Raw genomic sequence first — 17,392 nt, forward strand, 5'->3', positions numbered from 1 at the left:
GGCGGAGAGCCTGTCGGCTCTTAGGTTGGCCTGACGGCCAACCGCCCCACGGCCTGACGGCCGTGAAGGTGACGCATCGTCATGCCTGGCGGCATGACTGTAAGTTGAGGAAAGTGGTGTCCCTGACGGGCCACCGTGAGTGGTAACGGTTAACCCGTACGGGCGTGACGGCCCATAAAAAGTGGCACGTCGTCATGCCTGGCGGCATGACTGCAAGTTGGTTGGCTTCCCTTTCCAGTCCTGGCGGACTGGAGTGCGTCATCTCGTGGGTGATGTCATAACGATTCTCTGGAGGGTTATTTGAATAGGCCCCTCCCCTGGCGGGGAGGTGTCATCCCCATCTGCGCCTGACGTCGGCGGGGCTCAGGTGCACAAGGGGGGGCTTCCCGTTCGCCGAACGGCTCGGTCCCCCGGCGCCACGCTGCGGAACGCCCACGGCGGGCTCGGACATCTCGCGGCAGCAGCTCTCCCTCAGCCATAGCCGGCGGTGCGGTCTCCTCACAAGCCCACCGTCACAGCAGCCGGAGTACGGCGGCCGGCCCCAGCAAAGCCCCCAAGGCCGCCCCCGGAAAGCACCCGACTCCCGGCCCCTCGTGGATCGCCAACTCCAAAAGACGGTAGGCGCCCGGGCAGCCCCAGCCCTTCGCCTGACGGCGAAGGGCACCCGTCCTCCCCCGCCGGCCGCGTTTCCCCAACCCGACGCACCTGCAGCCGCCGGCAACCCCTGACCACGATGTCCTCCTCGCCATGCCCCAGGCATGTAGGGGTGGATCCGGGCAATCCCCTCTGACTGTTACCGGGTCTCACCTTCGAGAGTTTCAAGAATCGGGCCCGCATGTGGGGGCCGCCTCTGTTACGTGGATCTTTTTTGCAAGTCGGCCTCATCCTGCCAACTTCTGGCCAGCGGGGAGGTTTTCGCAGCTCAACGTCCCGTCAGCTCTCGAACGGGACATTCTCCCCCTACTGGCACCGGCTCCCGCTGCTCGTCTGCCTGATTCCCCTCCAAGGGGCCGCTTCAGTGCGGAAAGATTCGTGCATGGAAGCCGAAGTCATCGCCGCACTGGTGGGAGTGCCTACGAGCGTTGCCGCCGCCGCGATCGCCTACCCCGTAGGCCGCGGAGTCGCCTGTTGTCAGGCCTCGAAACCCACGAGCAAGCGGCTACGCACGTATCGGCGGCCACCCGCTCACGCTCTTGCCGGTCGCCTGTTACGGCCCGACCAGGGTGGCTCAAGCAGGATCTAACTGGCCATCAGTCCATCAACCCATGGGGGAAGCTCACACATGCCGCAGTCCGGCCCCGTCTTAGACCACCGAATCGACGCTCTGATATCCCACCGGCGGAACATCGCCAACCTCCACCGTCAGATCAAACGCACCCGATTAGTCAAGATCGTCGGTGTTGCTGGGCTGATCGGAGCCCCGCTTCTGCTGCTGTCCTTAATCGGCGCGACCGCCCTGACCTGGCGTCGCTACGACATGGCCTCCATCAACGTCTTCGGCTTCTTCCTCTTCGCCGCCATCGTCGTTGGATGCTTAGCCTTCGTCATCAACTTCGAGACCGGACAACCGGGCGCAGAGAAGTCAGTCGCAGAACTGAGACTCGATCTCGAACTCGCTGAAGAGGAACGAGTCCTGGCTGCCGCCCACATCGCGCGCGCCGCCTACGAGCGCCAGTACTCCTACCGGGAAGCCACCCCCCGGGAAATCGACCGGCTGCGCTCCGAGAGCGCCACCTACCGCCGCTGGCACAACTGGCTCCAGTGGACGCTCATCCTCTGCTCGGCCACCATCCCCGCCGTCGCCGCGCTCTACGACCCCCCTCAGCCCGGCAAGGGCATCCTCATCGGCCTCGGTGCCGCCGTCTCTGTCATCACCTCGATCATGGGGTATTTCAAGTTCAAAGAGCGCGGCTTCAACCTCCAGCAGACCGCCGACGCCATCGAGCAGCACACCACCGCTCTCGATCTGGCCATCGCCCCTTACAACCACGCCGACGAGAAGGAGAACCTGGAAAGGTTCGCCGAGAACGTCGAAGCCCTGCGGATTGAGCAACGCAAACGGGAGCAGCAACTCGACCAACCCCACCAGGGGCAGCAGGAGGTCGTGTGATGGCGTCCGCCCGTTACGGCTTGCACCGGTGGGTCCTGGCACCCCTCACTACCTGGCGTGCCCAACGGCTTCGTGCCGCCCACCCGCACCTCAGCTGCGATCAGGCGTGGCTCCTCGCCCGCCTGCACCGACACCCCGACGAGGCCGGGTACGCCCAGGCCCACCTACGCCAGCACCCCCCGAGCCAGGAAGGCTGAGGCCACGGCCCGTGCTCCTGGTGTCGCCGGCTGAGGGCGCCCGCATCCAATTCGGTTGGCTGCGGGCGCCCTCACGCTGCAACGGGCCCGGGGGGGGGCCGGCTCGGCTCCAGCCTCGGGGGCCGCCTGGCGCTTCCGGGGCCTCCGTTTGAAATGCGGCGCCCCTGGCCCTCGGGTGCGCAGCGGAGGTCCTCCTAGATGAGGGTTCCGATGATCGCCAATACGGACCCGGCCGCAGCGAGCCAAAGTCCCAGCGCCTCCGCGGCCAGGCCATCCGCCATGGCCGAGTCGATGGCCCGGCGGCAGTTATCTGCCTCCTCATCCACTGCCCCGCCGAGGCGGCTAACCGCAGCGCTGCGTTCTCGGCCCTCTGCGTCCAGGCTCTCCCGAAGGCGCCCCGCCTCCTCTTGGAGCCAGATCACCCGCTCGACAATGACCTGCTCGCGCTGCGCGGCGGTGGCGTCCGGCGCAGGTGCCCCCACCACGTGCGCGCCGAACGCCGTTACGCCTACATCCGCTGAGCTGACCGCCGTGGCCGCTACTGCGGCAGCCGGCAGAGGCTTGAAGATGCGAGACAGGGCGCCGAACCACCGGCCGAATGTCCCGGGCTGTTCGGGCGCACGTTCCAGCCTCGTTCTGCGGACGCCGAGGCCCGCGACTACCAGGCCGCCGAGCTGGACGCACTCGCCGATGACTGTGAAGACAGTGCCAGCGGTCATAGGCAGACGGTAGAGGTGGAGCAGCAGCCCACGCGGCAGGCGTGACTCCAGGGCGGCCGCGCGGGCGAACGAGGGTTGAGGAACACCGCCGTCACGACCGAATCCGCTGGTTAGGGGCGTTGGGCCTAACCGGTCTAACCCTCCGCAGTCGAGCTATGTCCATCAGCCCTGCACGAACGCGAGGATCGCTATGACGAGACCGGCGATTCCCACAGCGAGAGCGGCCAGAGCTACCGCGTTGTCCTTGAACTGGCGCTTGCCCTCCTTGCGCTGGTGCTCGTGGTGTTCATCGCCCCAGGGCCAAGGCGTATGGGCAGTGCCTCCCCATTCCTTGAATTGGGCGGTGTCGTGGTCACTGACGTGACGCACCTCTTCGGGGCGTGGCTCCTCGGGTGTCTTCATGACGGCCTCCTGATTCCACATTCGCCCTTGAGGCGCTTGGGCGCACTTTGAGAGCCGTTCAACAACCGATCGGTTCCTGAACAGTCCTCATGACGCGCTACCGACCAGTCGGAGGGCCGGCCGGTCTTCATCAACGCCAAGCATGCGTCGAACCTGAGGCACGCTCCAGGCCAGTTCATGCGCCAGTTCCGTGATTGTCAGGCCATGGTCACAGGCAAGGGCGAATGCCTGGGACAGCAGCGCGGGCTGCTCGCTGGGGTAGCCAGTCAGAGGGTCCGGGGCGAAGCCGGGTTGCCCCTCTAGGCCGTGCAGGCGCTGGTAGGCGCGGCTGGCCGAAGAATCCGACAGGAGGCCCAGTTCCCGACAGCGGTACAGCAGGGAGTGCACCGACACTCCCCAGGTCTCGCGCAACTGAGACAGCTTGTGCAAGTCCGCTCGTGCGGGCAGCTCCGGCAGGATCGATTCACGGGGGGTGAGGAACTCGGCCGCGAAGGTGTCGGCTTCACGTTCCTGGGTGATGTCACCAGGACTGGCGTCGCCGTGCAGGATCAAGTGACCCAGCTCGTGAGCCGCGCTAAAGCGCTGTCGGTAGACGTCGTCGGTCCTATTCGGAGTCAACACGATCAACGGTCGGGGAAGGCGCGAGGTGGAGTAGGCGTCGACGGATCGCAGGTCCTCATCGCGCTGAGGGGTGATCACCACTATTCCGCGTGCTTCCAGTCGCCGAACCAGATGGGTGACCGGCCCGGCACCCAGCCCCCACGCGACTCGCAGGGCCCGGGCGGCGGAGTGCGGATCACTGGGCAGCTCGCTACCCGGCAGAACCTCGCCGCCGGCGAAGCCAGGTACGTCGACCATCGGAAGGCGGACACGCTTCTCCAGCGCGTAGGTCAACTCCCAGGCTTGTTCGGTGAACGCGATGGCCTTGGCGCGCTGGTAGGCGCGCGTGCTGCGCAGACTGCGGAAATGCGCGGCCGAGGGATCCAGCCGTACGTGAGGGCGCCCGGACAAGAAGTACGTCAACGGAACCTCCAAGATCTCGGCCAACCGCGGCAGCAGTTCAGGGCGGGGCCGGGTGGTGCCCATCTCGTACTGACTCACCGCGGCCGGGGTCACCCCGAGCTCGTCAGCCAGACGCCTCTTCGTCATCCCCAGGAGACTGCGCGCCTGGGCCAGCCGGGCGGGATCGAACAGTTCGTGCACCGCGGCCGGGGAGGGCTGTCCCAGTCCGGCGCGGCCTTTGCGAACGCCGCGGCTGCCGGGCGCGGTGAACAGTGGTGGTTGGGTCTTCTCACTCATCGCCGTCTTCTGTTTCGGGAATGATCGGTTCTTGTTCGGCGGACGGACTCTCGGCGATCTCGAAGCGCGGCGCGACGTCCAGCACAGGCACCTCGCCCCCGGTGAAGCGCTGCTTGGGGATGACGGAGCCCGCATCCTGCAGATCACCGCGAGAGCCGCCGGAGTCTTGCGCGGTGGCGATGCTCATGTCGAGCCGCTCGGGCTCCCACAGCATGGTGCCGTCGTCTTCCAGCGAGTGGGGCGTGCCCCACCACGCGGCCAGAATCTCGTCGCTGTCGGCGTTGGCCGCGTACGCGACGTAGACCACGGTCAGCTTCTCTGCTTCGGCCGCCGCGGCGGCCTCGGCCACCGTTGGGTTTGCCTCCGCTTTGGTGGCATCGGGAGTGTCGAACAGAGTCGGAGCGGGGTCTACGCCGTTGTCACGGGACACCTTCTGAGGGATCTTCGTGCTCAGCTTCGCCCGGGAGATCGGCTCGTTCAGTGATGTGGCGTGCCGGAACGGGATCAGCACCCGTCCGTTGACCACCGCAAGACTGTACGACGCCCCCTTGGGCTTGTGCTCCTCATAGGCAGGCAGCTCAGCCAAGTCGAACTGCTTGACGACCTGGCGGTAGCGCGTGGCCCACATACTGCCGAACGCGCGCCTGTCCACGGCCCCCGCACTCTGGGCCGCCGCCTGAACCAAGCGGGCCGCCTGTTGTCCACGTGCCAGGCCGGTGACCACGCGCCGCATTACCTCCTCCGCGGCGTCCTCACCGAACTGCTCAACGGCCCACCGCGACGGCGTAACCCCACCAGCCATGATCCCCCCATAGAGCTAGTCGCTTACTGAACTGTCATCAAATTACCTCACTCGCTTAACTTTTAAGCACGATATCCCCAAATTCATGACGCGCGAGCGGACCTCCTAGGTACGGCAGCTCGGCCGGCGGACCTCCTGCCTCATCCAGTCCGCCATTGACCATGCGCGCCATGCGCGGATGGTGCTGCTGGCCGAGTCGGAGGAGGTCGCGAGGTGAAGCTCTTGCTTCCGCTGACCACGCCGATCCATCGGCAGTTCTTCGGGTATCGGGGCACCGCGCGCCCTCGCGGATCACTGAGACCGTCGGCCAGCAGTGATCCGACCTACTCGACACGAGCCCCGTGGTTGAGGGGAACCCAGCAAAATTGCCGGGTTCCCCTCAACCGCAGGCGCTCTCGGCCGCACAGTGCTTCCGCGGCGCTCAATGCCCCTTGCGAGACGGATTCTCGCGGGAGTGCCCGGCCCCGTGCTGTAGGGAGCCGGCCAGGGATGCGGCGAGGACGTAGCCGGGGCTGTCGTCGAGGAGTTCTTTCCGCTGGTTGTAGCGCTGGGTGGTGCGGGAGTCCTTGTGCTCGGCCCATCGCTGCACCTTGTCGGGGCGTGCGTCGGGGCGGGCGAGGGCGTGGGGGATGGCGTCGCCCTTGATGTCGTGCGGTCCCCGCAATGGGAGGCCGGCCCGCCGGACGAGCGCCTGCAACAGGCGCCAGACCGCGGGTTCGTCGAGCTGCCCGCCGGTGGCGGTCTGGAACAGCCAGCCCTCGGTGCGGCCGTCGAGGTAGATCTGCAGCGCGTCCCAGGCCGTCGGCGGGACCGGTTTCTTGCGCCGACCACCGCCCTTGACCTTCTCCAGGTGCAGGACGTGGTGGCCCTGGTCGTAGCCGAGGTCCTCCACGCGGGCCTGGAGCAGGGAGTCGATGCGCAGGCAACAGGTATGAGGACGAGGATCAGTGCCTGGGCACGGGGGCGGTAGGGGCTGGCCCTGTGGGTGCCTGCCGCGGCCAGCAGGCTGGCGAGCTCATCCTCGGTGTAGCCGGGGGGCGAGTAGTCCGGGTCGATCACCGGGTGCTGCGCCGCGTCGAAGGGGTTCTTCACCCCTTCGTCGCTGACCTTGTCGAGGTAGGAGAAGAAGGAGGAGGCGGCGGAGAGCGCGTTGGCCCGTGAGGCTTCTGAGTAGGGCGCCCCGGTGCGGGTCAGAAGGTCCCGGCCGGGCAGGCGAAGCACTGCTGCATGTCCTCGTCGACCACCCTGGAATCAGGCGCCTGGCAGACGGAGCAGTCGGCCACCGACCAGCTGCGATACTCCTCCGGGGCCCCGCCGTCCCTCGCCTCGCACCACCGCAGTGCGGCCGCCTGCGGGGTGTCGTACCTCTTCCCGCAGTACAGGCAGGTCGGCGACTGGCCGACCACCAGGGCTCGTTGGCGGCACTCCGGGCAATCCGTCCGGGAGGCGGCGTGCTCTCGTAGCTGCGGAGTCAGGCGTTTCATGCGCTTGTCGACCAGCTTCCGGATGCTGCCGAGCCGGCCGCGCAGCTCTTCCAACGCCGCGTGGACATGTGCGGCCTCTTCCGGGTCGTCGGGCCGGAGGTGTTGGTCGATGAAGACAAGCAGGATGTGGAGGACCTCGGCGACCTGCCCCTCGACTGCACGGGCCGACTCCGTGTGCCCGTAGTGGATCAGCGCATTGCGGGTGTTGCCGAGGTTGCCGATCGTGGTGCGGTGTTTCTGCTCGACGTTGACCCGGGCGATCTTCTCCAGCCGGTCGAGGGCGGTGTCCACGGAGCAGCTGCGGAAGCCGCCACCGGTGTACGTTGCCCAGGTGGCAGAAGCGGGGTCCGGGAAGACGAGGCTCCAGTGCTCGTGGATGAGACGGGCCTTGAGGAGGACCTCGGTCGCCGCGTGTAGGTGCAAGACCGCGTACTTGAGCGCACGCGCATCCGGCTCGCCGTCCTTGTACTCCCACTCGGGGCCGGCCAGGTGCCGGACGGCGCTGCGCAGGTAGTCCATCCCGTTGCGCAGCGGGGTGAAGTCGAGATTGGCCCGCGCGGCGCTCGGCTGGCCGCTGCGGGCCGACGGGAGGTCGACCGGCTCGGTCGGGAGCGGGGAGTGGGGCTCGGGCACCAAATCTCCTTCGAGGCGAGTCGAGCGGACCGTGCAAGGACATCTGCCACGTGTCGGCCCAAACCTGTTGCTTTTGAATCATTCTGACGCGTGGTCAGCATATCGACAGGATAACTGTCATTATCCTGTCGCTACTTGAGCGTCGCCGGTAAGCCGAGGGCCGGGCGAGAGTCGCCCACCTGCGACTGCGCGACACCGTCGAGACCGAGCGCGGCCTGGAGGCTGACGTCCGCGTCTCGAAGATCAGCCCCCGCAGGTGAAGGTGCCGTTAGCTCCCGCCCCTCCACGTGCCCCATCCGCGCCTGGCGGGCCCGGGCCGAGGCCGCTCGCCTGGACGCCCCCGACGGCTTCGTCTTCCGCGCCCTGCACCCCCGCTGGCACACCGTCACCGACCGCGGCCTGTCCCCTGAAGCCATCGGCGAGGTCACCACCCGGGCCCGTCCGCCACACCGGCAACTCCCCCTCCCCCGCGGCGACGCCGAGGAGTCCCGCCGCGCTGGCAACGACCGCAAGGTCATTGCCAAACAGGGCGGCTGGGTGTCCAACAGCGGCCTCATGGAGGCCCACTTCGAGGACGCCGACGGCTGGGAGGGGAACGCCATGATCGGCGGGCTGTGACAGTCCGGAAGGGGCCAGACTCGGCGCCCGCGGCGGCAAACCAGCAGGCCAGAGGCCCGGAGGAGCGGACGGGCGCGGCCCGCAATCCGCCGCCCGGCCCCGGGGACATGCTGCACGGCGACCGGCAGCCGAGCACGGCCGGGCTGGAAGACACCTCACGGCGTCCTGTCACGCTTTCGCGGCCCTGACCTGCGCAGACAGAGAGTGCATATTTAGCTGTGTCGGAATTCCCGACACAGCGATTACGGAGGGGACGGACTAAGGGTCCACTGCCGGAATCCGGATGCGGGCGGGACGTCATTCTGGCGACGTCAAACCGTGTATTGTTTCCATACCTCCTCGGAGTCGCATGGGTGACGGCCAGCTGGCGTCATCCGGCGTCAGTTTGGCGTTGCAGACGGGGGAGGTGACAAGGTGAATCCCGGCGACGAGCCCCAACGGGCTACGGAGCCGGCAAGGACGAAGCGTTGGCGGATCGCAAAGGCGATCATGCTGGTGGGGGTACGGATCCTGCAGGTCGTGTACTACACGATCAAGATCTGGCTCTCCTGAAAACGCAGGTGGTCACACCCCGGCCAGGGTGTGACCACCGAGTCCATCGCCGGATGGGCCCCATGTCCTCTGCTGTCGAGGCAGGCATGGGGCCCTGTCGCGTGGACAGTCGCGCGGAGCGAGGAAGGCCCCCACTCGTATGCTGCGGGCTTCAGAGTATCACTTGGCATGTTCCATAATACCCAATATTGCGTACGCAATATTGATTTCCAATCAGCGAGCCACTTCTAAGTTTGCTTCGCCCGAGCGAAGCATTCCCTCCGTTGCCGCTGCTTTTTACTGACTGTTGAGTTGCCGCCAGTATCTGTGTCCGATTCCGCAGCAGGAGTGGACCAGATACCCGAGGGCCCCTGGGACAGTGAACTCGGAGGGACATCTTGCCGTGTCTAGAACTCCTACCGTTGTGCGGGGTGGACGGGCGTCGTCGGTGTGGGCGACGGGCGTCGTCGGGCCGGCGGGTGCGCATCCGGTGCGGCGGGATGCGCAACTTGGTGTCGCGGGATGCGCATCCGGACGGACTGTCCGCTGTCCTTGCGGGGCCTGGGGGCTGTCCCTGCCTTGTCCGGGCTGTCCGGCGGTGTCCGGGAGTGTGGTCAGGGCGTCCACAACGGCCAACGGGCTCCGGACACACGGGACGGCCCGTTGTGCGGGGTGGACGGGCGTCGTCGGTGTGGGCGACGGGCGTCGTCGGGCCGGCGGGTGCGCATCCGGTGCGGCGGGATGCGCAACTTGGTGTCGCGGGATGCGCATCCGGACGGACTGTCCGCTGTCCTTGCGGGGCCTGGGGGCTGTCCCTGCCTTGTCCGGGCTGTCCGGCGGTGTCCGGGAGTGTGGTCAGGGCGTCCACAACGGCCAACGGGCTCCGGACACACGGGACGGCCCGTTGTGCGGGGTGGACGGGCGTCGTCGGTGTGGGCGACGGGCGTCGTCGGGCCGGCGGGTGCGCATCCGGTGCGGCGGGATGCGCAACCGGATCACGGTTGTTTTCTGACGCGACCTCAGGAACGGACAGTTCCACGAATGCACGGGAGGGGGCGACAGTCTGGGGCCTGTACGTCAATCGAGTGGCGACCCCACAGTTCTCATTTCCCGTGATGGGCGAGCCCCTGGGGCTCCGCAATTCCATCGCTGGTGCCCACTTTGCTTATTTCTAGGTCGGCCGCTCTGAGGTGTCGGCGGTCTCGACTGTCGGTGCTGGTGCCTACGTGGCCGCGCAAACGAGCCCGTGTGCAGCGGCTGAACATGTTGAAGGCCCCGAGGGTTCCCGGGGCCTTCAGGGCAAACCCCTGCAGGGGAGGGGGCCGAGGGGCACAACCTCGGCGAGTCCCCTCCGCCATCCGGTCTCGAAGCCGATTCTCAGGCGGACGACGAGCTGGTCCGGACTACGTGGACTGCAGCGGTTCTTCAACAGATGCGGTGAATGCGTTGAACTCGGGGGACACGACCCTTTTCTGACGCTGTTTCCGATCCGTCTGGGTTCACTGTAACGGCTGCGGACCGTTCCACGTCAAGTCCCCTTCCGCTTGCGGCCGTTGAATCCCCCACCCTTGTAGCCTTGGTGGGGTGTTCCTGCCCGGCCAAAGGGCTACCCTTGTAGCGGATGGGGGGCTCCTCTATGCCCGGCGCTATGTAACTTCTAAAGCTACTATTCTCTACTAGACATTACGGCAGGTGACCCGGTGCAAGCGGAGAACTCCCCTACGGCCTCCCGGCCCACGGCGCCATCCAACGACGCCTTGAAGGCCTCGGAGAGCGCCGGGCGGTACGGCCGGCGCAAGGCCCAGCTGCGCTACAGCTTCGTCGAGCGGGCCACCCCCGACGATCCGCCGCCGCCCATGGCGCAGATGCTGCGTGGAGGACGTGGCGGCCACGTCCGGCTGAAGCTCTACCTGAGCTACCTCTGGATGCAGCGCGAAGACGTCGCCCAGGGCCTGACGTTCACCTCGCGCGCCTGGGCCACACTGCTCGACCTCCCGGACCCACCCAAGGCCGGCGCACGGCGGATCAGCGATGCCCAGAGCTGGCTGACCGAACACCGCTTCATCACGGTCGACGCCCAGCCGGGGCGCCCCAACCAGGTGGTGGTGCTCAACGAGACCGGCAACGGCGAGCCCTATACCGCTCCCGGAGCCGCCGCCAAGAAGGAGGCCGCCGGCCTGCTCGGCGCGGTCACCCACCGGTACGTGCAGATCCCGAAGACGTTCTGGACCAACGGTCACCTCACCCTGCTGTCCGGAGCGGGCCTCGCGATGTTCCTCGTGCTCCTGTGCCAGCGCGGCCCTGCAGACGACGACACCGCCTTGTGGTTCAGCCCCAAGGAAGCGCAGAACAGGTACGACCTGAGTGAGGACACCCGCGGCAAGGGCCTGCGGGAACTCGCCGACGCCGGGCTGGTGACGACCAAGCGCCGCGCCATCAACCCCACCGACTTCGAGGTCGTCCACATGCGCAACGTCCACTACCTCAAGCTCGACAGACTCAACGAGACCGCCTCCCTTACCCCGAAGCGCCGCGTCGTGCGCATCCCTAAGAAGCGCGCAGCGACCGACTGAGGGCCTCGCGCGGGCGCCGCGGTGGGCTGTTCTGCCTGCGCAACAGGTGGGGCACCGTCATGGATACCGGCCTCTCCCTCGAGGCTGAGCCGGCCCTCGCTGACGACCACCGCACCAGCGCCAAACAGCACCCCGAAAATGGAACCGAGCACCTAAGCCCACAGGGGGGAGAACCCAATGAGTGAAGCAACCGATCCCTACGAGCACACGCCCACGACTCTGGTCTACGACATCTTCGCGGAGCGGTCCGGCCAACTCATTGCCCAGTACACGCGGCTGTCGGACACCGCTGCCGACGGCGTCGAGCGCGAGCGGTGGTGGCAGAAGGCTCTTGAGGTCCGCGACGCCAAGCGGGCCGTGCCGGCACACGACCGGGAACAGCTTCTCGCGCACATCAGCAGCTGGGCGGCGGACATCGAAGCCCTCAAGGAGGGCGAGTGACCGACCCGAGCGAGTTCTACCTGACGGAGGACCAGTTACGGGAGAGGTTCGAGGAGAGGGTCAAGGACTTCGTCTTCTCCGGCTACGAGCCCCAGGAGCAGCCGGTGATGGTGCTGCTCGGTGGGCAGCCGGCCGACTCCGGCGAGGTCGCGCCCCCGCAGCCCCCCGGCCAGGGTCAGTAACAGACGAACGCCCGAAGCCGTAGAGATGAACAAGCCTCGTGTCGCCGAGTAGCCGACCGTAGGACGACCAGACCCCCGTGAGAGATGCCTTGTTATTCATTGCTTGGAAGACGTTTTTCATCGGCGGCCTGATCTACCTCCTGTACCTGGCGGAGCACCCGGAGGCTGTGGAGAGGTGGCGTACGCGTAGGCGTCGCTGGATCGCCGACCCAATACGTCGCTGGATCGCCGACGCAATACGTCGTGGGATCGTCGGACCGCTACGGGTGCGCCGGGAAGCAGTTGTACGGGTCTCCGCCTCGCGCCGGCTAGCCACTGCCTACATGGATCTGCCGCCGGTGATACCGAGCGTGCCCACGCCCGCCAATCGCTTCATCACTGCCGCTGTCACCGCGTGGAGCCGGGCGTTGCCAACGGCGATCCTCGGGCAGGTAGCAGGCCTTGCCCTTCTTTCCTGGGCATTGGCCCACGCGGGAACGTTCTCGCAGCGGCTCTCGACAGCCATCCCCTCGATGTGGCGACACGCAACAGCGAAGACCCCCTCCCCAAGGAAGCATTTGCCGCCGAGGCCTGATGGGGATGCTGGACTGCTCGACCCCTACGTCGCCCTCGCAAGCGATGCGAAGGCCTTCGTTCTCTGGTTGTACGACCAGTTCGAGCCCGCGATCTCACTGATATCCGACCCACGGGACCCGACGATCGTTGGCATCGTCACCACAGTCGTGCTGCTGCTCCTCATGTATTCGTTCTTGCGGTTGCTCCTGGCTGTGGCCTCGTTCCTCAACGGCTTCGGAGCACCGAGGACAAGGCAACCCTCATCGGGCAGCTCTCGCGGCTCACGCCGACGTAGCCGCCCTGACCGGCGCCTCAGCCCAAGGCCCCACATAGTCCGCGAGGAGCGGCAATACCGCCCCGTGCTGGTGCTACTGCAATGCCTTGAACGGACTGGAGTCGCCTACCAGCGGACGCAGAACGGGCCTCTCCTCGACGCCCCTCGCGTCACCTTTCCCGACGCCGAACGCGCCATCTGGCACGCGGGGAAGACCCGGCACACTCGCATGAGCCGACCGGTGCGGCGCGCACACAAGGCACACGCGGCAAAGGTGATCGGCGCGTTGCGGGCTGCCGAAGGCCGGCAGGACACCGACGCCGACACCGGCAAGGTCCTTGAAGACATCGCCCTCATGCTGCTCACGATTACCGCCCGCTACGCCGAAGGACGCACTGGCGAGCTCCTGGACCACGACACCCTCGACGGGGTCACCTCGGCCACCAGCTTTGAATGGGTACGGCTGGTGCTCTTCGGCGGGATCATCGTCGCCACAGCCAGCGGCTGCGCAGTGCTGAACATCCCGACCCCGATTGCCGCCCCATTCGTGGGCCTGGTGCTCCTCGTCGCGGGCAAGGCACTGCTCGGCTACCGGCTCAATGCCACCGAGACGCTCGACTTGATCCGCGGCCCCAAGTAGGCACGCGCCCTGCTGAGGCAGGTGGGGGAGGCAGTCAGCGGGAGACGCTCGGCCCTTCCGCTGGTCGAGATTGGCGAGGGTGCCCTGGCCCGGGCGCTAGCTCAGCACCGTTCAACCGAGCGTCCACCTTCAAGATCGTTCTTGCCCAATTGGGCAAGAACGATCTTGAAGGTGGACGCTCCTTTGTGGAGTGAGTTGCGCCGCACTGCCCGTGTGGTCGTTGCATCGACGAACGGGCCGTAGCTCGGCGGTGTCGGTCACCCCTGCCGTGCCGCGGTCACCAGTCCTCGCTGCGCGCCGATTTGGCTATGTGGGCCAATGGGGGGAAGCGGAGCGTTTCCGCTCAGGGCCTCGGTAAGGAAGCGCGCAAGCGCGGCTACATTCTGTCCTACTATCGCACCACTTCCGGCATTCGGGACGGATATGAACAAGGCACAGCTGGTAGAAGCGATCGCCGGAAAACTCGGCAGCCATCAGCAGGCCGCCGACGCCGTCGACGCAGTGCTGGATGCGGTCGTCCGTGCTGTCGTCGCCGGCGACCGGGTCTCGATTACCGGTTTCGGCTCACTTGAGAGGGTCGAACGTCCCGCCCGGTACGCCCGCAACCCTCAGACCGGGGAGCGTGTTCGGGTCAGTAAGACGTCCGTTCCTCGTTTCCGCGCGGGGCAAGGATTCAAGGACCTCGTCAGCGGCTCAAAGAAGCTGCCGCGAGGTGACGAGGTGGCCATCAGAAAGGCGCCCAAGGGCAGCCGGAATGGCGGAACAGGCCCCAGGAAGACGGCGGCGAAGAAGGCGACCGCGAAGAAGGCGACGCCGGCCAAGAAAGCGACCGCGACCGCGAAGAAGGCCACCGCGAGGAAGGCCGCGCCGGCCAAGAAGACGGCCACGAAGAAGGCGACGCCAGCGAAGAAGGCGACGGCGACCGCGAAGAAGGCGGCACCGGCGAAGAAGACGGCCACGAAGAAGGCCACCGCGAAGAAGGCGTCGCCAGCGAAGAAGAGCACCGCGCGAAAGGCCCGCCGCGGCACCAGGGAGTAGCCGTGCAGCTTAAGACAGGACGCGCTGCCTATTACGACTCCAGCGGGACGGCCAGCTCGATCATCCGGCAGTTGGCCCTGGCAGGGGTCGCCGTGACCTGGCTCCTGGCCGGCGGCCTCCAGGAGGGCGGAGGGGTACACCTCCCCCAGGCCCTTCTGGTCGCAGGCCTGGCAAGCGTCACCAGCCTGTTCCTCGACCTTTTGCAGTACGTCTGGACGACCGCTCGGATTTGGCACTGGGTGGACTCGGTCGAGAAGTGCCTCCGCAACGTGAAAGGCACACACGCGAACGTTGACGGCGAGGAGATCGGCGATGTCCCGTCGTGCGTGCTCCGCGTCATGTGGTGCTTCTTTTATTCGAAGGTCGTCGCGGCTGCTGTGGCCTACAGCTTCATCCTCTTCGATACGGTCGGTCGGCTCGATGTGTCATGAATGGGTGGCCTTAGGGCGGTATCACCGGCCGCTGACCCCACGCCACCGCAGCGTGGCCACCGCCTATCCGTACGCGCTGCAGCTCGAACAGCGGGCGGGCCGTATGGCGCGCTACGGCAAGATGGAACCCCCGTTCCCCTGGCCCTCCGACTCGCATCAGCAGGGTGAGCTGGTGTACCCGGAGCCCCAGTTCTGATGGCTTTGCGCTCCCAGCCATGGCTGGGAGCGCAAAGCTGTATCGCCTTCACCGAAAGAGATCGGATCAGCCTCCGAGGAACCGAGCGCTCATCCGTCCCAAGCTCCTGGAAGCGGACCCAGATACGGCTGCTCCGGACGCTGGTGGGTATGGGCCGCTACCGTCGTGTCAGGAGCAGTCTTGGGGAGGGTGTGTTGCTGGATCAGGCGTTGGTGGCGTTAGCCGCGTCGGGTGGTACGGCTGTGGTGACGGCTGCGGGTACGGACGCGTGGACAACGGTGCGTACGGCGGTGGCTGGGTGGTTCGGGCGGGGCGACGTGCAGCGGGAGGGGGCGGAGCTGGAGCGGTTGGAGCGGACCGCGGCCGCGGTACGGGAGGCTGGCCCGGGCGAGGCAGAGCGGGTGGGCATCCGTCAGGAAGCGATCTGGCAGGCCCGGATCGAAGAGCTCCTTGAGAGTCTGTCGGCGGACGAGCAGGAACGGGCTGTCGAAGAACTGCGGGGTGCGCTTGCGCAGTATGGCCCGTCTGGTGGAGTCGGGGCGGGGTCCGGCGGCCTGGCGGTTGGTGGAAATGTGGAGGTACGCGCCGACGGCGGGTCGGCCGCCGCGGTAAGGATGGGGGATGTGACGATCGGATCCCCGGTACACCCTCCGCAGCCGGGCCCGGGCCAGGGCTGACCGTACCCGGCGCCTCTGCAAGCCCACGGATCAACCTGTCCAGCGGATCCAGCAGCACGGTCATCACCGCGGTCGGTGGCGGCCTGGCAGCCCAGAACGTCTTCGGCGGGGTCCACCACCATCGGCACGAGCAGGCCGCGTCCAATCGGCCAGCCGATTGGCCGCACCAGGTAGGGGTGATCCCATCGCGTGCGAATTGCTTCCAGGACCGCGCGGAGGTCGCCCGGCTGGCTCAGGCTCTGGAGGGAGGGACCGCGGTGGTCGGCTCCGCGAACCAGGTGCCGCCGGGCGGGGTGCTGGTGGGAATGGGCGGGGTGGGCAAGACCCAGCTCGCCGCCAACTACGCCCGCTCCGCCTGGCAGGCCGGCGGTGTGGATGTGATGGTGTGGATTACCGCCGACAGTCGCACCGCCACCGTCACCCGCCTCGCCCAGGCTGCCGCCGAGATACTCGGCCTCGACTCCGGTGCCCCGCAGCGGGACGCCCAGGCGTTCCTGGCATGGCTGGAGCCCAAGGCGGGGCAGCAGGTGTGCCGGTGGCTGATCGTGCTCGACGACGTGGCTGACCCGGCCGACCTGAACGGCTTGTGGCCACCGCTCAGTCAGCACGGGCGGGTGGTGGTCACTACCCGCCGCCGTGACGCCGCCCTGGCCAGAAGCGGCAGACGCATGCTCGAAGTCGGCCTGTTCACCACGTCCGAGGCGGTCGCCTACCTCACCCAACTATTGGCCGTCGGCGGTCGCCACGAGCCCGAGTTGGAACTTGCCGCGCTCGCCGAGAGTCTCGGGCGGCTGCCGCTGGCACTGGCGCAGGCCGCCGCCTACCTCCTCGACGCCGACATCGGGTGCGCCGCATACCGCGCCCTGTTGGCCGACCGCGCTCGTACTCTCGCCGACACCGCCCCCGACGCTCTGCCGGACGACCAGCCCCACCCTGTGGCCGCCGCCTGGTCGCTGTCGATTGACCGCGCCGACGCCCTGCGACCTGCCGGACTGGCCCGCTGCCTGCTTCAGCTGGCCGCGTTCCTGGACCCCAACGGCATCCCGCAAGACGTGCTGATTAGCCCGCCTACCCTGATCCACCTCACCGAACAGCGTGCTTTAGCCCAGGGCAGTCCCGCTGACAAGGTCACAGCCGACGAGGCTGTGGACGCCCTGCGGGTGTTGCACCGGTTGAGCTTGATCGACCACACCCCCGACGCACCACATCAGGCGGTCCGGGTCCATCAGCTCATCCAGCGCGCCATACGCGACACTCTCACCGCCGAGCGGCACCACCTGGCCCGCACCGCCGCCGACGGCCTGATCGCCGCCTGGCCCGAGGTTGAACGCGACACCGGTCTCGTCCCGGCCTTGCGCGCCAACACCACCGTCCTGACCACCCATGCCGAGAGCGCTCTCTACCAGTCCGGAGTGCACGAGGCGCTGAAGCGGACAGGTAACAGCCTCGGTGAAGCCGGCCAGGTTACCGCTGCCATTGACTACTTCGACAACATGACCGCCGCCACGGCTCACCATCTCGGCCCGGATCACCCCGACGCCCTCAACACCCGCGGCTGCCTGGCCCGCTGGCGCGGGGAGGCGGGGGACG

General features: G+C 67.3%; 16 protein-coding genes. 10 read left to right on the forward strand and 6 right to left on the reverse strand.

Going from position 1 to position 17,392, the window contains the following annotated elements; genetic code table 11:
* The first annotated feature begins 1,282 nt into the window (after nt 1–1,282).
* A complete protein-coding gene (locus tag ACH4FH_RS36975) occupies nt 1,283–2,110 on the forward strand; it encodes a DUF4231 domain-containing protein (protein ID WP_398560364.1) in 828 nt (275 codons plus the stop codon).
* Nucleotides 2,111–2,501: 391 nt separating this feature from the next.
* Here the strand turns inward: ACH4FH_RS36975 and ACH4FH_RS36980 are convergent, their stop codons facing one another.
* The 6 genes from ACH4FH_RS36980 to ACH4FH_RS37005 all read right to left on the reverse strand — a co-directional run bounded on the left by ACH4FH_RS36980 (nt 2,502) and on the right by ACH4FH_RS37005 (nt 7,646).
* Complete coding sequence (locus tag ACH4FH_RS36980; protein ID WP_398560365.1) at nt 2,502–3,026, reverse strand: hypothetical protein; 525 nt, start codon at nt 3,024–3,026, stop codon at nt 2,502–2,504.
* A 162-nt stretch (nt 3,027–3,188) separates the two neighbouring features.
* On the reverse strand, nt 3,189–3,428 hold the full coding sequence (locus ACH4FH_RS36985; RefSeq protein WP_398560366.1) for a hypothetical protein: 240 nt from the start codon (nt 3,426–3,428) through the stop codon (nt 3,189–3,191).
* 87 nt (nt 3,429–3,515) lie between these two features.
* Nucleotides 3,516–4,727, reverse strand: coding sequence for a helix-turn-helix domain-containing protein (locus tag ACH4FH_RS36990; RefSeq protein WP_398560367.1), 1,212 nt, complete (start codon nt 4,725–4,727; stop codon nt 3,516–3,518).
* Nucleotides 4,720–5,529, reverse strand: coding sequence for a hypothetical protein (locus ACH4FH_RS36995; RefSeq protein WP_398560368.1), 810 nt, complete (start codon nt 5,527–5,529; stop codon nt 4,720–4,722). Before ACH4FH_RS36995 ends, ACH4FH_RS36990 begins: the two co-directional genes overlap by 8 nt.
* A gap of 421 nt (nt 5,530–5,950) precedes the next feature.
* Nucleotides 5,951–6,421 carry a tyrosine-type recombinase/integrase gene (locus ACH4FH_RS37000; protein ID WP_398560369.1) on the reverse strand — a complete coding sequence of 157 codons (471 nt, stop codon included), beginning with the start codon at nt 6,419–6,421 and terminating at the stop codon, nt 5,951–5,953.
* A gap of 298 nt (nt 6,422–6,719) precedes the next feature.
* Entirely contained in the window at nt 6,720–7,646 is a 927-nt protein-coding gene (locus tag ACH4FH_RS37005; RefSeq protein WP_398560370.1) for a hypothetical protein, read from the reverse strand.
* Nucleotides 7,647–7,781: 135 nt separating this feature from the next.
* Here ACH4FH_RS37005 and ACH4FH_RS37010 point away from each other — a divergent pair, with 135 nt between their 5' ends.
* The 9 genes from ACH4FH_RS37010 to ACH4FH_RS37050 form a co-directional block, all read left to right on the forward strand.
* Complete coding sequence (locus tag ACH4FH_RS37010; RefSeq protein ID WP_398560371.1) at nt 7,782–8,264, forward strand: hypothetical protein; 483 nt, start codon at nt 7,782–7,784, stop codon at nt 8,262–8,264.
* Between the two features lie 2,288 nt (nt 8,265–10,552).
* Nucleotides 10,553–11,368: a hypothetical protein gene (locus ACH4FH_RS37015; RefSeq protein ID WP_398560372.1), complete on the forward strand. Its 816-nt coding sequence runs from the start codon at nt 10,553–10,555 to the stop codon at nt 11,366–11,368.
* A 177-nt stretch (nt 11,369–11,545) separates the two neighbouring features.
* Nucleotides 11,546–11,809, forward strand: coding sequence for a hypothetical protein (locus ACH4FH_RS37020; protein ID WP_398560373.1), 264 nt, complete (start codon nt 11,546–11,548; stop codon nt 11,807–11,809).
* A complete protein-coding gene (locus tag ACH4FH_RS37025; RefSeq protein ID WP_398560374.1) occupies nt 11,806–11,991 on the forward strand; it encodes a hypothetical protein in 186 nt (61 codons plus the stop codon). The genes ACH4FH_RS37020 and ACH4FH_RS37025 overlap by 4 nt, the downstream gene beginning before the upstream one ends.
* 323 nt (nt 11,992–12,314) lie before the next feature.
* The gene (locus tag ACH4FH_RS37030; RefSeq protein WP_398560375.1) at nt 12,315–13,460 is read left to right on the forward strand and encodes a hypothetical protein; all 1,146 of its coding nucleotides are present in this window, start codon (nt 12,315–12,317) and stop codon (nt 13,458–13,460) included.
* 423 nt (nt 13,461–13,883) lie between these two features.
* A complete protein-coding gene (locus tag ACH4FH_RS37035; protein ID WP_398560376.1) occupies nt 13,884–14,498 on the forward strand; it encodes an HU family DNA-binding protein in 615 nt (204 codons plus the stop codon).
* Nucleotides 14,499–14,500: 2 nt separating this feature from the next.
* Nucleotides 14,501–14,929 (forward strand): hypothetical protein, encoded by a 429-nt coding sequence (locus tag ACH4FH_RS37040; RefSeq protein WP_398560377.1) that lies wholly within the window; start codon nt 14,501–14,503, stop codon nt 14,927–14,929.
* 52 nt (nt 14,930–14,981) lie between these two features.
* Nucleotides 14,982–15,125, forward strand: coding sequence for a hypothetical protein (locus ACH4FH_RS37045; RefSeq protein ID WP_398560378.1), 144 nt, complete (start codon nt 14,982–14,984; stop codon nt 15,123–15,125).
* Between the two features lie 934 nt (nt 15,126–16,059).
* Nucleotides 16,060–17,392, forward strand: a 1,333-nt coding sequence (locus ACH4FH_RS37050; RefSeq protein WP_398560379.1) for an NB-ARC domain-containing protein, incomplete at its 3' end; no start/stop codon positions are given.

This window comes from Streptomyces sp. NPDC017993 (assembly GCF_044328065.1).
GTDB lineage: Bacteria > Actinomycetota > Actinomycetes > Streptomycetales > Streptomycetaceae > Streptomyces.

Excerpts from the sequence above, each read along its gene's own strand:
- ACH4FH_RS36975 (WP_398560364.1), top strand. The coding sequence starts at position 1,283 with ATGCCGCAGTCCGGCCCCGTCTTAGACCACCGAATCGACGCTCTGATA.
- ACH4FH_RS36980 (WP_398560365.1), bottom strand. The coding sequence starts at position 3,026 with ATGACCGCTGGCACTGTCTTCACAGTCATCGGCGAGTGCGTCCAGCTC.
- ACH4FH_RS36985 (WP_398560366.1), bottom strand. The coding sequence starts at position 3,428 with ATGAAGACACCCGAGGAGCCACGCCCCGAAGAGGTGCGTCACGTCAGT.
- ACH4FH_RS36990 (WP_398560367.1), bottom strand. The coding sequence starts at position 4,727 with ATGAGTGAGAAGACCCAACCACCACTGTTCACCGCGCCCGGCAGCCGC.
- ACH4FH_RS36995 (WP_398560368.1), bottom strand. The coding sequence starts at position 5,529 with ATGGCTGGTGGGGTTACGCCGTCGCGGTGGGCCGTTGAGCAGTTCGGT.
- ACH4FH_RS37020 (WP_398560373.1), top strand. The coding sequence starts at position 11,546 with ATGAGTGAAGCAACCGATCCCTACGAGCACACGCCCACGACTCTGGTC.
- ACH4FH_RS37030 (WP_398560375.1), top strand. The coding sequence starts at position 12,315 with ATGGATCTGCCGCCGGTGATACCGAGCGTGCCCACGCCCGCCAATCGC.
- ACH4FH_RS37035 (WP_398560376.1), top strand. The coding sequence starts at position 13,884 with ATGAACAAGGCACAGCTGGTAGAAGCGATCGCCGGAAAACTCGGCAGC.